Source organism: Microtetraspora sp. NBRC 13810, from assembly GCF_030268685.1.
Classification (GTDB): Bacteria; Actinomycetota; Actinomycetes; order Streptosporangiales; family Streptosporangiaceae; genus BSRQ01.
Map to the genome: position 1 here is coordinate 207,736 of NZ_BSRQ01000009.1, position 14,511 is coordinate 222,246.

At 70.6% G+C, this 14,511-nt stretch carries 10 protein-coding genes; 1 reads left to right on the top strand and 9 read right to left on the bottom strand.

The window, feature by feature from the left end:
- Nucleotides 1-1,316: 1,316 nt before the first annotated feature.
- On the bottom strand, nucleotides 1,317-1,766 hold the full coding sequence (locus tag QSK26_RS20010; RefSeq protein WP_285776701.1) for an ATP-binding protein: 450 nt from the start codon (nucleotides 1,764-1,766) through the stop codon (nucleotides 1,317-1,319).
- 2 nt (nucleotides 1,767-1,768) lie between these two features.
- Nucleotides 1,769-2,119: an STAS domain-containing protein gene (locus QSK26_RS20015; protein WP_285776702.1), complete on the bottom strand. Its 351-nt coding sequence runs from the start codon at nucleotides 2,117-2,119 to the stop codon at nucleotides 1,769-1,771.
- A gap of 158 nt (nucleotides 2,120-2,277) precedes the next feature.
- Between QSK26_RS20015 and QSK26_RS20020 the strand changes: the two genes are divergently transcribed.
- Nucleotides 2,278-5,142, top strand: a complete 2,865-nt coding sequence (locus QSK26_RS20020) for a DEAD/DEAH box helicase (protein WP_285776703.1) — start codon at nucleotides 2,278-2,280, stop codon at nucleotides 5,140-5,142.
- A 312-nt stretch (nucleotides 5,143-5,454) separates the two neighbouring features.
- Here QSK26_RS20020 and QSK26_RS20025 read toward each other — a convergent pair whose 3' ends face one another.
- The 7 genes from QSK26_RS20025 to ssd all read right to left on the bottom strand — a co-directional run bounded on the left by QSK26_RS20025 (nucleotide 5,455) and on the right by ssd (nucleotide 12,864).
- On the bottom strand, nucleotides 5,455-5,934 hold the full coding sequence (locus QSK26_RS20025) for an Rv3654c family TadE-like protein (RefSeq protein ID WP_285776704.1): 480 nt from the start codon (nucleotides 5,932-5,934) through the stop codon (nucleotides 5,455-5,457).
- Nucleotides 5,935-5,991: 57 nt separating this feature from the next.
- Complete coding sequence (locus QSK26_RS20030) at nucleotides 5,992-6,381, bottom strand: TadE family type IV pilus minor pilin (RefSeq protein WP_285776705.1); 390 nt, start codon at nucleotides 6,379-6,381, stop codon at nucleotides 5,992-5,994.
- Between the two features lie 5 nt (nucleotides 6,382-6,386).
- Nucleotides 6,387-7,316, bottom strand: a complete 930-nt coding sequence (locus tag QSK26_RS41830; RefSeq protein WP_352244361.1) for a DUF4244 domain-containing protein — start codon at nucleotides 7,314-7,316, stop codon at nucleotides 6,387-6,389.
- 654 nt (nucleotides 7,317-7,970) lie between these two features.
- On the bottom strand, nucleotides 7,971-9,017 hold the full coding sequence (locus tag QSK26_RS20040) for a type II secretion system F family protein (protein WP_285776706.1): 1,047 nt from the start codon (nucleotides 9,015-9,017) through the stop codon (nucleotides 7,971-7,973).
- Nucleotides 9,018-9,039: 22 nt separating this feature from the next.
- On the bottom strand, nucleotides 9,040-9,501 hold the full coding sequence (locus QSK26_RS20045; RefSeq protein ID WP_285776707.1) for a type II secretion system F family protein: 462 nt from the start codon (nucleotides 9,499-9,501) through the stop codon (nucleotides 9,040-9,042).
- A 776-nt stretch (nucleotides 9,502-10,277) separates the two neighbouring features.
- Nucleotides 10,278-11,411 (bottom strand): TadA family conjugal transfer-associated ATPase, encoded by a 1,134-nt coding sequence (locus tag QSK26_RS20050; protein ID WP_285776708.1) that lies wholly within the window; start codon nucleotides 11,409-11,411, stop codon nucleotides 10,278-10,280.
- 373 nt (nucleotides 11,412-11,784) lie between these two features.
- Entirely contained in the window at nucleotides 11,785-12,864 is a 1,080-nt protein-coding gene (gene ssd, locus QSK26_RS20055) for a septum site-determining protein Ssd (protein WP_285776709.1), read from the bottom strand.
- Between the last annotated feature and the right edge of the window lie 1,647 nt (nucleotides 12,865-14,511).

Sequence of the window (14,511 nt, forward strand, 5' to 3'; positions counted from 1 at the left end):
AAGACCCACCATCCGGACGAGCCCCACCCCAAGACCGTCGGCACGAGACCCCCGGAGCCCCACCGGAACGAGATGCACCCCAAAACCCACCCGCACGAGACACAGCCCGAGACCACCCGTACGAGACACCCCGAGCCCCACCCGCACGAGATACACCCGAGACCCACCTTCCGGACGAGATGCCGCCCCGAGGCCCCCGGCACGAGATACGCCCCAAGACCACCCGCACCCCGCCTCCGCCTTCTGAGAACCTCGCCCCCGCCTTCCAAGACCCCCGGCCCTCGTTTCCCAAAGCGGGACCTACGGTCTCCATCGGCCCCGATCGCCCGGGCACACGGCACCCTCAAGCGGTCCAGCATCAGGCCGAGCAAACGGCGCACCCGACAACCCGCCTCAGCACCGCCTCCCAGCCCCAGTCCTCAGCCCTCAGCCCTTGCGCGTCCTCACACCAGAGGCGCCACACCTGTCGCCATGCCAACGCGCACACCACTTCCCGAGACGACAACTTCCCGTGGACGACAACCCGCCCCCCATCGAGTGACCGACGCCCCCGGGCAACTCCCTGAGAGCGACACCATGGTCACCATTCCCGCCGCTCTCGCCGTTCGCCTGGCTCCGTCCAGACACGGCGCATCCCGCCTCCGGCGGGAATTGCGGCAGACCCAGCCTCTTGCGGGGAATGGCGGCGGATCCAACTCCTGCGGATCGGATCGTGGGACGCAGCCCTTCGGGGCGCGTCAGCCCGCAACGGAAACCCGTGGTCTCAACGTCGCGCTAACGGTGGAGAGCCGACGGCGCTCCACCGTTCATAGGCCAGGCCGTGGCAGGTAACCCATTGACATCGACCGCGGGGCGCCCTAAGCGCCCTCGCATATCCATATGTAGGCCCACACGCGCACAAGCGGGCCCACACCCGCATACGAACAGTCCCAACCCCAACATGAGCAGGCTCACGTCCGCACGAGCAGGCCCACATCCACATGAGCAGACTGGCACCCGCCTACGAGCAGGCTCGCACCCACATGAGCAAGCCCATACCCGCGTACGAACAGGCCTGTACTCACATGAGCGGGCCCACACCCGCGTACGCGAACAAGCTCGCACCCGCTCCGATGCTTGAGGAACCCTCCGCTTGAGGAACCCTCCGCTTGAGGAACCCTCCGCTTGAGGAACCCTCCGCTTGAGGGACCTTTGCTTGAGGAAGCCTTACGCATAGTGAAGCCTTGCGCATAGCGAGGTACCGGTGCGCGCGGCGTGGAACCGGCGCGCACGGTTAATGCCGTAATGTCGGCGGCCGTGACGACGAGGGTGGCCCGCTAGGCGGGTGTCACTCCCTTGGCCGCCGCCGGCCAGCTCATCCGGATGCGCATGCCCTTGGGACTGGCATAGACCTCGACATCGTCGGCCAGTCCGACGATGACCGCTATGCCGAACCCGGACTCGAACGGATCCGCCATCGCGCCAAGCGGCTCGCTTGTGATGGTGGGGAGGGTTGTCGTCCCCTCAAGCTCATCGCTGGGTGCGACGTCGGTGACGGTCACCTCGAAGCGCCCGGAGTCATCGCGCAGCTCGATGCGGACGGGCTCCCCGGGACAATGGAGCCGATGGGCCTCCACCGCCCGGGAACATGCCTCCCCCACCGCGAGCCGTACCTCGTCCAGCAGTGACTCCTCCACTCCGGTGCGCCGGGCGATCGCGGTGGCGACCAGGCGTGCCGTGCGCACGTGGGCCGGAAGAGCACTGAACGTCAGCTCGACTGTTGCCATGACTACTTGTCTCGGCCGTGAGCTTCCTTCGCCTCTTCAACCGAGGCGTAGATCCCGAAGACCTTGGTCAGACCCGTAATCCGGAAGATCTTCAGGATGCGCTCCTGAGTGCACACGAGCTCCAGGGAGCCGTCGTGCGCCCGCACTCTCTTCAATCCGCCGACCAGCACGCCCAGGCCGGTGGAGTCAAGGAAGTCGACCTTCTCCATGTTGACGAGCAAGTGGAAGTTGCCCTTGTTGACCAGGTCTATCAGCAGCTCACGCAGCCTCGGCGCAGTGTAGACGTCGATCTCACCCTCGACCTCGACGATGGTGAGTGAGTCCTCAGTACGGTGGTCCAACTTCAGATCCACAGATCCTCCAGCGCCCTGCTTGCGAAAGTACTCTTGTGGGACCGGCAATCTGGGGGTATGCCACCCCCCAGAACGCAAGACCCCTGACGCGCGGCATTCAACCACGGTCCGACTCTGTGTCTATACGAAATCGCGAGTCCCGGCGACTCTGCCCGCAGATGCCAGACTGGAAACCAGTGACTCCCTCCCCATCATCCTCGCACCCCGCAGGCTCGCTCCTCGCCCGTCTGCTGAATGTTCCCGCGCGACGGGAGCGGGTGACTCATGTGGAGCATGTTCCAGCACGTCAAGCAGGTCAAGCCCAATGGCCCGACTGGGCCCCCGACCTGGTGGTTACGCGTCTGGCGAACCAGGGCATACAGGGCCTTTGGCCTCATCAGCTGGAAGCCGCCGACCACGCCTACCGTGGCCAAAACGTGATCATCTCCACCGGTACGGCCTCCGGTAAATCTCTTGCGTACCTGCTCCCGGCGCTCGCCCACATCCTGGACGGCGGCACAATTCTTTACCTGACGCCCACCAAGGCGCTCGCCGCCGACCAGCTCGAAAGCCTGCGCACGCTGTCCCCGCCCCAGGTCCGCGCGGCCTGCTACGACGGCGACACCCCCTACGAGGAACGCGTCTGGGTACGGCGGCACGCCAACTATGTACTGACGAATCCCGACATGGTGCATCGCACGTTGCTGCCCCGCCACGCCCAGTGGTCGTTGTTCTGGCGTCGTCTCCGCATGGTGATCATCGATGAGTCCCACGGTTACCGAGGAGTCTTCGGCTCGCACGTCGCCCAGATCCTGCGCCGCCTGCGCCGGGTGTCCACCCGCTACGGCGCCAGCCCGGTGTTCATGCTGGCTTCGGCCACCGCCAGCGAACCCGGCGTCACGGCGACCCGTCTCACCGGCCTCCAGACGGTCGAGGTGGCCACGGACTCGTCGCCCCGGGGCTCCACGACGTTCGCCCTCTGGGAGCCGCCTCTGACCGATCTAAGAGGCGAGGGCGGCGCCCCCGTCCGCCGCACGGCCACCGCGGAGGCGTCCGACCTCCTGGCCGACCTGGTGCTCGACGACATCCGCACCCTCGCCTTCGTCCGATCCCGCCGGGCCGCCGAGACCGTCGCCCTCACCGCCCGCGCCAGACTCCAGGCACTCTTCCCCGAGCAGAACCCCTTCCCCCTCCCTCACCCCGACCAGGAGGAGATCTCCCACCCCTTCACGGACCCGGAGGAGACCCCCTTCCCCCTCTCGGACCTGGAAGAACCCTTCCTCCCCTTCTCCCGCCGGGAGGAGACCTCCCTCCGAGACCCAAAGAACACCCCCTCCGATCACCCCGACGACATCCCCACCAGCGCCGCCGACGACGTCCCCCTCGACCTCCCTGGCAGCGTCCCCACCCATACCTCCGGCGAAGTTCCTCTCGGCCACACCCCCAGCATCCCCACCGACCCCTCAGGCAACGTCGCCCTCGCCCACGCCGACGACATCCGAGTCAACCCCGCTGACGGCGTCTCTCTCTCCGACCATGTCCCTTCATCCCTTCACTCCGCCGACGCGCCGCCCCACGCGCGCCAGGACGGCGTGGCCCGGCACGTGTCTCAGCACCCCGAATTCGCCGAACTCGCCGAACTCCCCGGCGCCCCCCGCACACCGTCCGATGCGCATGCGGACCTCTTCCCGAGCGTCCCGCTGTCCGCGTTGCCCGCCGACCTTCCGGACAGGGTGGCCGCCTACCGGGCGGGTTACCTGGCCGACGACCGGCGTGCGCTGGAGAAGGCGCTGCGGGCGGGCGAGATCGTGGGACTCGCGACGACCAACGCGCTCGAACTCGGCGTCGACGTGTCCGGCCTCGACGCGGTGCTGATCGCGGGATGGCCGGGAACGCGGGCCTCGCTGTGGCAGCAGGCCGGTCGCGCCGGGCGCGACGGCCAGGACGCGCTCGCCGTGCTCATCGCCAGGGACGACCCGCTGGACACCTACCTCGTCCACCACCCCGACGCGCTCTTCGGCCGCCCTGTCGAGGCGACCGTGCTGGACCCCGACAACCCGTATGTCCTGGGACCGCACCTGTGCGCGGCCGCCGCCGAGATCCCGCTCACCGCCGACGACCTCCCCCTGTTCGGCCCGTCCACGCAGGAGGTCCTTGACGACCTGGTGAGCCGGGGGCTGCTTCGGCAGCGGTCGTCGGGATGGTTCTGGACCCGGCGGGAGCGGGCGACCGACCTCGCCGACATCCGTGGCTCGGGAGGCCGCCCCGTCGAAGTGGTGGAAAGCGCGACCGGCATGCTCCTCGGCACCGTGGACGAGCCGTCGGCGCACGCAACCGTGCACCAGGGAGCCGTCTACCTCCACCAGGGGGAGACGTACGTCGTGGACGCGCTCAAGCTCGACGAGGGCGTCGCCCTGGTCACCCATGCCCGGCCCGACTACACCACCTTCGCCAGGGACACCACGGACATCGCCGTGCTGGACTCCCTTCGCTCGCACGCCCTGGGCCCCGGCGAACTGCACTTCGGCACCGTGGAAGTGACCCGCCAGGTCGTCTCGTATCTCATGCGCCGCGTCCAGACCGGCGAGATCCTCGGCGAGGAGCCGCTCGACCTGCCGCCCAGGACCCTGCGCACCCGCGCCGTGTGGTGGACGCTGCCGGACTCGGCCGTCACCCCCCTCGTCGAGGCCGGTTTCCATCTCGGCGGCGCCGCGCACGCCGCCGAGCACGCCTCCATCGGCCTGCTGCCGCTCTTCGCGACGTGCGACCGCTGGGACATCGGCGGCGTCTCCACCGAACTCCACCCTGACACTGGCCTGCTCACCGTCTTCGTCTACGACGGCCACGAAGGCGGCGCAGGCATCGCCGAACGGGGCTACGCCCGCGCCGCCGAGTGGCTCAAGGCGACCCGGGAAGCGATCCAGTCCTGCGAATGCGATCACGGCTGCCCTTCCTGCATCCAGTCCCCCAAGTGCGGCAACGGCAACGACCCTCTGGACAAGGCCGGCGCCCTCCACCTCCTCGACACCCTTCTGTCCCCCTGATCACCACACCCGAACGGCCGCAGAGTCCGATGTCACCGCGCCCCCACTGGGGTACCGCCGGTCAGTGGTCTCTCCTCTGTGCGCCCTCCGCCCGCTGGCCCTCCACCAGCGGGGCCCTCCGCCCGCGAGCCCCTCCACCGCGAGCCCTTCACCCGCGGGGCCTTCCACCTGCGGGCTCTCGGTCCGCGGGTTCTCGGTTCGCGGGTTCTCCATCTGCGGGCATTTGGTTCGCAGTCACTCTGTCTGCATTCGCTCCGTCTGCAAGGCTTCGTACAGGCACCTCATCTATGGGCTTTCGTCTACAGCTTTCGTCTACGGGCTTTTCGTCTGAGGGCTTTCGTCTGGGGGCTCCGCATCTACGGGCTCTTCGTTCGCAGGCTCGGTGATCGGGGATTCCAGGCCGCCAGTTGCCGGAGCGACGGGACCGGCCCTGGCCCGGGAGGCGACACGCCGGACACTCGTCCCGGGCAGCGCCAGCGGCACGGACACCTCCACCTCGGCGATGGAGTCCCTGATCGAACATCGGTCCAGGACCGCGCCGTTCTCGACGGCGAGCACGGCGGCGGCGCCGCAGGCGTGGTCCGGCCCCTCAAGGGCCAGCCGCGCCGCCTCCAGCGCGCTCAGATCCGCCGCGCTCTGCGCCCGATGCCGTGCCACCCGTGCCATGCCCACATAGGCGATCACCATCGCCACCGTCGTCAGCAGCGCCATGAAGGCGACGGTCCAGACAGTCGCCGATCCACGCTCCCCTTCCGCTCTCTCCCGCCGCCCGCCGCTCGTCCACGTGTCCATCACTCACCCCCTAAGCGCTCTCTGGCCGGGCTTTCCGGCTCGTGACGGCCCGCATGGTCACCGGCCCACGCCTGGCTCGGTGGACACCGACGCGGCCGATCGGACGGTGACGGTGGGAAGCCTCGCTCCCCACGTCGGACGGACTCCGGCGGACACCTCCACCCGGGTGGAGGCGGGTCCCCGCTCGATGGTCACGCGGGCACCCTGCGGGGCGATGCGCGCCACTGCCTGCCGTACGGCGTCGAGCGGTTCGCCTCGGGATGCGGCCCGTGCGCCGACGCGAGCAGCGTCGGCGCACGCGAGCTGCGCACCCACGGCCGCCAGCGCCCACAGCGCGGCGGCCAACACCACCACCAGGACCGGAAGCACCGCGGCCGTCTCCGCCGTGACCGAGCCTCGCTCCCCCAGCCGAGAAGCCGGCGCACGGCTGTGGAAGGGGTGCGTCATCGGGGTCACTTGACCGTGTTGAGTGCTTTGTCGACCAAGCCCACCAGGAGGGTCTGGATCTCGGCGCCCGTCACGACCTTGTAGAGGAGAGCGGCGAAACCGCATGCGGCGATGGTGCCCACCGCGTATTCGGCCGTGGACATGCCACGATCCTTGCCCGCCTCGGTCAGGGCGTCGATGCGCCCGGCCCACCAGCGCCGTAGAGGCGGAGACAGCTCGGCGGGCCGGATCCACGCCCTGCGCGTCGCCCCGCGCCGGCGCGATGAGCTGGTCGACGGCTGGTGCCCATCCTGGCTCTCCGCGGCTCGCGGCGGCCGACCTGCCGGAGCGGCTTCAATCGCACCAGATCCGTGCCCGTCCTCCTCCGCCCCGGGAACGCTCATCACCGGCCCGAGAATGCTCACCTCCGCCCCGGGGACGCTCACTTCTGGCTTGGGAATGCTCACCTCCGAGCCGATCTCACCCACCTGCGGCCTGTGTGCACTCATTTCCGGCCCGGAATCGCCGACGTCCGATCCACGATCGGCCACATCGGCCGGGTGATCGGACACGGTGGCCTCCCGGCGGCTCGCTTCCAACGCGCGGCCGTTTACGGCGGACGCACGGCCGCTCAGGTCGGCCCCGCGACCGGTTACGGCGGAAGCGCGATCGCTCGTGCCGGTGGGGCGGTCGGTGAACCGACACTTGACCGGGATGAAATCGGTCGGCCGCCCCTTAGTCGATCTGGGGTCGCGCTTGGCGACGGCCGGCGCCTCAGGGACGAACCGCGACCAGGTGACCGCGGCATGCTCGCTGCCAGCGCCCGCTCCGGGCGTGCGCTGTAGTGGGATGACCACGCCTTCCGGGAGCTGGCGTGGAGCGTCGGCGGGGCGCCTCCGCGAGGCCATGGCCGTGCACTTGGCATACCGCCGCCGCTCGATCGTCGTGTCACGCATTGTGTCTCCACTGCTCGGAGCCGGGGCCTTCACCCGGCGGGACCCCTTCAGGCTCGCCCGGACGGGCTGCACGCCTCCCGGCCGAACCGCGTTCTGTGGATGAGTGGGGAACGGGGGCGCGAGCCTGTGGACAGCGCCCCGAGCGACCTCCCACGGCGCTTCTCGAATCGAACCTCGCCCCTGGAACCCCTGAAAGCGCCACACGACGACCTCCCGCCACGCGGCATACCGCCACCGCACCGGCCGCCGCGTATGGCTGCTCGCCGCCATAGAGCCGTACGTGACAGGAGGGTGGTCCGTCGGTCAACACCCGATCGCGCTGTGGCGGAGCGGCCCTCACGGACGGCACTGGCCGAGGCGAAGCACCTCCATAGGCCGGCAGCACTCGGCACCCCTACGGGAACGGCGCAAGGCACCTCGATAGTGACGGCCAGCCCGTTCATGGACACAGCTCACAGCGCGTACATGGGGACGGGGACTGTATCCACGCAAGCCACGCACAGCACCTCCAAAGGAACGACGCGCGGCGCGTCCGCAGACACGGCCCACAGCCCGCCCATGGACACGGCTCACGGCGCCCACATGAGGACGCGACGGTATCCGCGCGAGCCACGTACGGCACGCGTGCCGGGCCGCCATGGCAGGCGTGGTGGTCTACGGGATGAGCACCTGGGAGGCGAGGGCGGCGATCACCGGGATGATGCCCAGGAGGACGAAGGCCGGGAGGAAGCAGAGCCCGAGAGGCGCGACCGTCTGCACGGCGACACGGCGGGCCGCCGCCGACGAGGTGGCCCGGGCGGCGGCCACGGCGTCGTCTCCCAGCCGGGTGAGGGACTCGGCCACGGCCGTACCGGTCAGGGCTGCGCGGGTCATGGTCCGGGCGAGGCGGGCGGTGGCCGGTTCGTGGATGAGGGCCTGCCAGGCGTCCTGTGGGTCGGCGCCCAGACGCAGTTGCATGCTCACCCATGACAGGCGATGGCCGAGGGGACCTCCGATGGTGGTCGCGGCGGTCTCGACGGCGCCGCTCAGGGGGCGGCCGGCGCGCAGGCACGCGACCATGAGGTCGGTGGCGAAGGGAAGGTCAGCGGCGATCCGGCTCATCTCGCGACGGGCGGCCGGGGACTGGCGGCCGCGAAGGACGAACAGGACGACGCCAAAGAGCAGCACGCCCGCCAGGATCCCTGCCGTTCCTCCGGCGAGCAGCACCGCCACGGCCGCCGCGACGCCCGCGAAGGCGAACTCGCGGGGCCCGGCCTTCTGCGGCGGGCGGTCGAACGGCCCCGGGGCGCTCTGACGGCCTGTGGCATCGGTCGCGGCGATCCTGCGGCGGATCACGCCGATGGAACGGCCTGCGGTGGTGGGGGCGTGATCTGCGGTCCCGTGTCGCCATGAGCCGGTCAACGGGCCGGTCGGGGACGTACCCAGGGCTGCGTGGCGGTAGGTGGTGACCTGGGGAGCGGACGTGGTGGCGGAAGGGTGCTCATAGCCGGCAGGGGCGTGCGTCGGGTCGCCCCGGTCCGCCGCCGGGTACGGACGATCACGCCCTGGAGCACGCGTCCGGTCCGCCGGGTCGGGTGGCCGGTCCGCGTCGATGCGGCGGATCGTGTCAAGCCGATCCCCCGCCGTGGGGGACGCCGACCACAGCAGGGTCGCCGCCCCGGCTGAGATCATCGCGAAGATCACCGCCCATGCCGGTGTCATCGCCACCACCCTTCACCAGTTGTCAGGAGGATTCGGCGCGTGCGGCCAGCCGGTGGGTCCACCACAGGCCGCACGCGTCCAGGGACAGGCCGAGGACTAGGCAGCCGAGACCGGCTGGGCCGCCGAAGAGGAAGGCCAGCGGGTTCATGCCGAGACCGGCCGCGAGAAGCAGCCCCAGGAGCGGCAGGGCGGCCAGGAGACGGGCGGTGGCGCGTGGGCCGGCCAGTTGCGCGGCCACCTCCTGCCGGTGGGCCTGTGCGGCTCGGAGGGCGGCCTCGACTCGCTCGACGAGCGCGGCCAGGCTGGCGCCGGTGATGAAGCTCATCTGCCAGCACGCGGCGAGCCGCCGCAGCCCGTCGCCGCCGACCTCGGGTGCGGCCGCCATGAGGGCCGCCGGGACGTCACCGGCATCCCGCGCCGCGGCCAGCACCGGCCCCATCACCTCGGGGACCGGGAAGTCGACCCAGGAGGCCGCCCTGATCATCGCCTCGCCCGGCGTCCGCCCGGCCGCGAGCTCGGCTCCCAGGCCGTGACAGAGCTCTGTCGAGGCCGCCAGCCACGCGGCCGGGCCACCTCGGCCGGAACCACTGCCGGGCCCCCGCACACGACCGATGGGCAGACGCGCGACGCCGAAACGGACAACCGCCTGGAGAGCGGCGGCCGCTGTGCCGCCGGGCGAGGACTCGTTGCCCACCCGGCCGCCGGGTGGATGGGCATCGGACACCTGGCCGCGGGCACGGCGAGCCGCGGCCGGGGGACCGCCCGCCGTCTGTGCGATCAGCTCTCCGACCAGCCGGGGGCCGAACGTGAGAACACCACCCCACCGGCGGGCTGACCGCAGTTCGGTTTCCCGGCGGCGGGACACGGATGCGGGGGCAGGCAGATGCCGGAGACCGGGTGTGGGAGTAGGCGGATACCAGGGACCGGGTGCGTGAGCAGGCCAATGCCGGAGACCGGATGCAGGAGTAGGCCAATGCCGGAGACCAGGGGCGGGAGCAGGCCAATGCCGGGGACTGGGGGCGAGAGTAGGCGGATGCCGTCGGGGACCGGATGCGGGAGTAGGGGGATACCGGGGATCGAGGGGTTGGGGCTTGGCGTCGGGCGGGATGGGCCGGGGCGGCTCAGTGGCGAGGGTGGAGTGGGGGTGGTTGGGGTGGTTGGGGTGGTGGGGGTGGATCAGGTTGGTCAGGCGGGTGAGGGCGGGGCCGGGGGCGGTCCACAGCCAGGTGGCCAGGGCGAGGAGGAGGGCGGCTGCCGCGATCACGGGACTACTCCGGGGACGCGGTCGGAGAGGTCGGCGAAGGCGGGACCGGTCAGGGTCCGGCCGTCGGGGGTGAAGATGAGGGCGGGCTCGGCCTCCACCAGGGTCGAGGAACGGCGGCGCAGCACGGAGATCTCGGCCACTCGGCGGCGGCCCCCTCCGTGGTCGCGGACCAGGTGCACCACCACGTCGAGCGCGGCTGCGATCTGGCTGTGCACGGCCTCCCTGCTGAGCCCGGCGGCACAGGCGAGGGCCTCAAGACGCGGGAGGACGTCGGCCGCCTTGTTGGCGTGCAACGTGCCGCAACCGCCCTCATGCCCGGTGTTGAGGGCGGCCAGCAGGTCGACGACCTCGCGTCCTCTCACCTCGCCGACGACGAGCCGGTCCGGGCGCATGCGCAGAGCCTGGCGCACCAGGTCGTGGAGGCCGATCGCGCCGGCGCCCTCGACGTTCGCCGGCCTGGACTCCAGCCGCACCACGTGGGGGTGGTCGGGGCGCAGCTCGGCGGAGTCTTCGACCAGGAGCAGCCGCTCCCGGGGGTCGGCCAGGGACAGCAGCGCGCTCAGCAGGGTCGTCTTGCCGGTGCCGGTGCCGCCCGTGACCAGGAAGGCCAGCCGTGCCCCGACCACCGCCGTGAGGACGCCGACGGCCTCGGGATGGATCGTGCCCGCCGAGACGAGGCCGGCGAGGGTGAAGGTGCGGCGAGGGGGCAGCCGCAGGGACACGCAGGTGCCGCCCGGCGCCAACGGCGGCAGGATCGCGTGCAGGCGGACACCTCCGGCGAGCCGGGCGTCGACGTGCGGTGAGGCGTCGTCGAGGCGGCGGCCCGCCGCGGCGGCGAGACGCTGGGCCAGTCGGCGCAGCGACTCCTCGTCGGGGAAGGTCACCGAGGTACGGCGGAGTCCCTGCCCGTCGTCGATCCACACCTCACCGGGACCGTTGACGAGCACGTCGGTGACATCCGGCTCGGCGAGCAGGGGCTCCAACGGTCCGGCACCGATCAGGTCGGCGCAGAGCGCCCGTGCCACGGTGAGGATCTCCGCGTCGCCCAGAACCGCCTTCTCGGCCCTGAGCGCGACCGCGACGTGTGCGGCGCTCGGCTCCACCCGCGCCGTGGCCAGCCGGGTGCGCACCGCCTCCACCAGCCCGGGGGAAACGGTGACCCCCGGCCGATCGTGAGCCGCGGGCGGCGGTGCGGCCCGGCCTGCCTCCGTGCCGACGCGATCGGCGGAACCCGACCGCACCCCCGGCACTCCGGCATCGGCGGGGACGGGACGAGATCCCGGGATCGGCGTCGCGGCGCCACCGCGGAGAAGGCGGTTGGCCGGCATCCGGCTGCCTCTGAGTGAGTGATCGGCCGAGACTCCGGTGGCGTCTCGGAGTGGGTGATCGGCCGAGACTCCGGTGGCGCTGTAAAGGGGGCGAATGGCTGGTGTTTCGGAACCGTTGCGAAGCGGGCGAGATGTCATGGCCGGGGCTCCAGCGCTGAGGTGGAGGGGGTGCGGGTCATGGCCTGGGCTCGGTGTCGGGCGAGTAGGAGAGGGGGTGCTCGTCGACGAGAAGGTCGAGGAAGGAGGCGCAGAAGCCGCCCAGCGGGGTCTTCGGGCTGAGCGGGGGCGCCTCACCGCGATCGAGCATGGCGGCTAGGCGCGGCTGGTCGGGCAGGGTGCCGGCCGACGCCACCCCCAGTGACGAGCTGACCGTCTCCTCCTCCAGGACGCCCGGACGGATCACGGCGCGGATGTCGGCCGTGTGGCCGCGAAGCACGCGGAGCACCTGATCGGCGGCGAGCACACCGCGGACGTCGGCCGACACGACGAGCAGAGTCGTGGTGGCCCTGGCCAGCACCCCCGCGGACGCCTCGTCGACATGACGGGGAAGGTCTGCCACGACGAGATCGAAGCCGCGTCTCGCCGCGTCGAGCACCGAACGCATAGCCTCGGCGGGGACGGGTGACGCGTCGCCCCGGTGGAACGCCAGCACGGTGAGGTCGCCGAAGGACGGGAGAGCCGCCTGCAAGGCGCTGGGATTGACCCTGCCCTCCCTGGCGACCAGATCCGACCAGCGCAGGCCGCTCGCCTCCTCCTGGCCGAGCAGGACGTCCAGGCCGCCGCCCAGAGGGTCGGCGTCGAGCAGGAGCGTGCGCATCCGGCGCCTGGCCGCGCCGCGGGCGAGCGTGGCGGCGAGCACGCTGGCGCCGGCTCCTCCCCTGCCGCCCACGACGCCGACCACGAGGCCCGCTCCGTCGCCCGCCTGCCCCACGTCGGCGAACTCGTCGGCGAGCTGCCGCTCGGCCGCGGGTAGCTCCATCACCGCCTGGGCGCCGACCGCCACGCATCGCCGCCAGACGTCGGGATCCTCACCGGCCCTGGTGACCAGGAGCACCCGTGACCGTCTCGGAGGACCCAGCCGCGCGACGGCGTCGGCGAGATCGGAGCCCACGACCACCAGCGGGGCCTTCGCCCAGAACGGCCTGGCGTGCGCGGGCGCGTGGGCGACGTCGAGCTCGCTGCCGGCCGCGGCCGATATCCGGAGCAGATCGTCGAGCAGGTCGTCGTCGGCGGTGATCGCCAGTGGACGGGTCATCGGTCCCTCCCTCTCGTGCGGGAGGTCCACCATCCGCGAACGACCGATACCTCCGATGACCCGAACCGCGTTCTGGGGACAGCGGGCGGGCGAACGGAGCTTGGCTGTGGACAACCGGCGGCAGCCGTACAGGCTCAGAAAGGAGCGGGGCGTCCTCGGGGACATGTGCCGGGGATGTGGGGCGCCGGGGAAAGAGGCGACCCCCGCCGGGGGGGAGAGCGGGGGTCGCCAACCGGTCCGGCTCCGGGGGGGTAGAGCCGGTCCCGTTTCAGAAGAAAGCTTTCATCACTTGACTAGGGCATGGCAAGGGACTTGCAAAGCTCGCTCATGCACAGTCGCTCCAGTTTAGGGAGATACCACCGTATGCTGCCCGATCCACTTGAGTTTCGTCGAGGAGCAATCTCCAATTTCCGCTAGTTTTTTTGAGGGTAACCGGGGTGCTACCCAAGGTCATGCAATCCGGTCATGCCCGAATCTGGACGCTTCCGTTACCTGGAGTGATCGCCAGGGTCGTTAGAGGCCCGGCTTTAGCAGCTTTGGGCCTTTTGTCCAGATGGAGGGCGTTGCCTGGTAAAGGTCTTGCGTCCGGGGGTTCCCAGGGGCGCGGATGGGACGTAGAAAGGAGTTACGGACTACTTGTCCGGATGCGTCAGCCAGGCACCCACGCGCGACCAGCCGCGGGAGGCGCGTCGAGACGGGCTTGACCCGGGCCGACGAATATTGAGGTGCACGCTTGGTAACCTGGCGTGACGTAGTAGCGACGGCGTCCCATGCCAGGGACGCCGTCCGCTTTGTTTACGGACATCGAGTTTCGGACACTGTTCACGGACTGTTAGATATGTGAAACCATCCGTGCCTGTGCCGGTGTTCGCGCCCTTTCGACCGGCCGACGGGTGAACTCGTTCGGTTGCGCACCGTAACTTGGGCGCCGCCACCGCCGTACCACTACGCATCGCTTCGGCGCCCTTGGGGGAACTCTGTCAAGGATGAGAGGCGCCCTATCAAGGGGCGGACGCCAAGGAACTCGCCAGAGGGACGACTACGCCCGATGGGACCGTTCCCGGTGGATGCCTTGTGTGTGAATGTGAGGCTCGTCCCGGCATCGCGTGGTGGTCGGTCGATCCCAGGACGGTCGACAGGACCTTCGCCATCGGCGAGGCGTGCCGTGTTCCCGTGGTGTTCGACGGCAGGCATCCTCCGAGGCTGAGGATGCCGCGAGAGCCCTCCGATCTTGAGTTGGTCCGCCGGGGATAGGTGCGGGCGGATGCTGGGAACGGCGTGATCAGTGCGGAGCGGTCCGGTGCGTACCGGCCGGGCGTTCCTCTGTGCTCGCGCTGTCCACAAGGTGGGGACAAGCGCGGTTCGGCATCCGTTACGTTGTGGCGGGGCAGGGCGGGTACGGCAGGCCGTGGGCGTTGTCCAAGGGGCCAGTAGTACGGCAAGCAGTGGGCGTTGTCGCAGGGACAAGAGGGTCGGCAGGCCGTCGCGTTGTCGCAGAGCCAGAGTGGGTACGGCAGGCTGTCGCGTTGCCGACGGGCAGGGTGGATACGGCAGGTCGTGGGCGTTATTCGCAGCGGCACTGGGTGATAACGGCGGGGCAGGGGGTCGTCTGCCCTCGTGAACGGCGAGGCTGTTTCAGGGCATGGC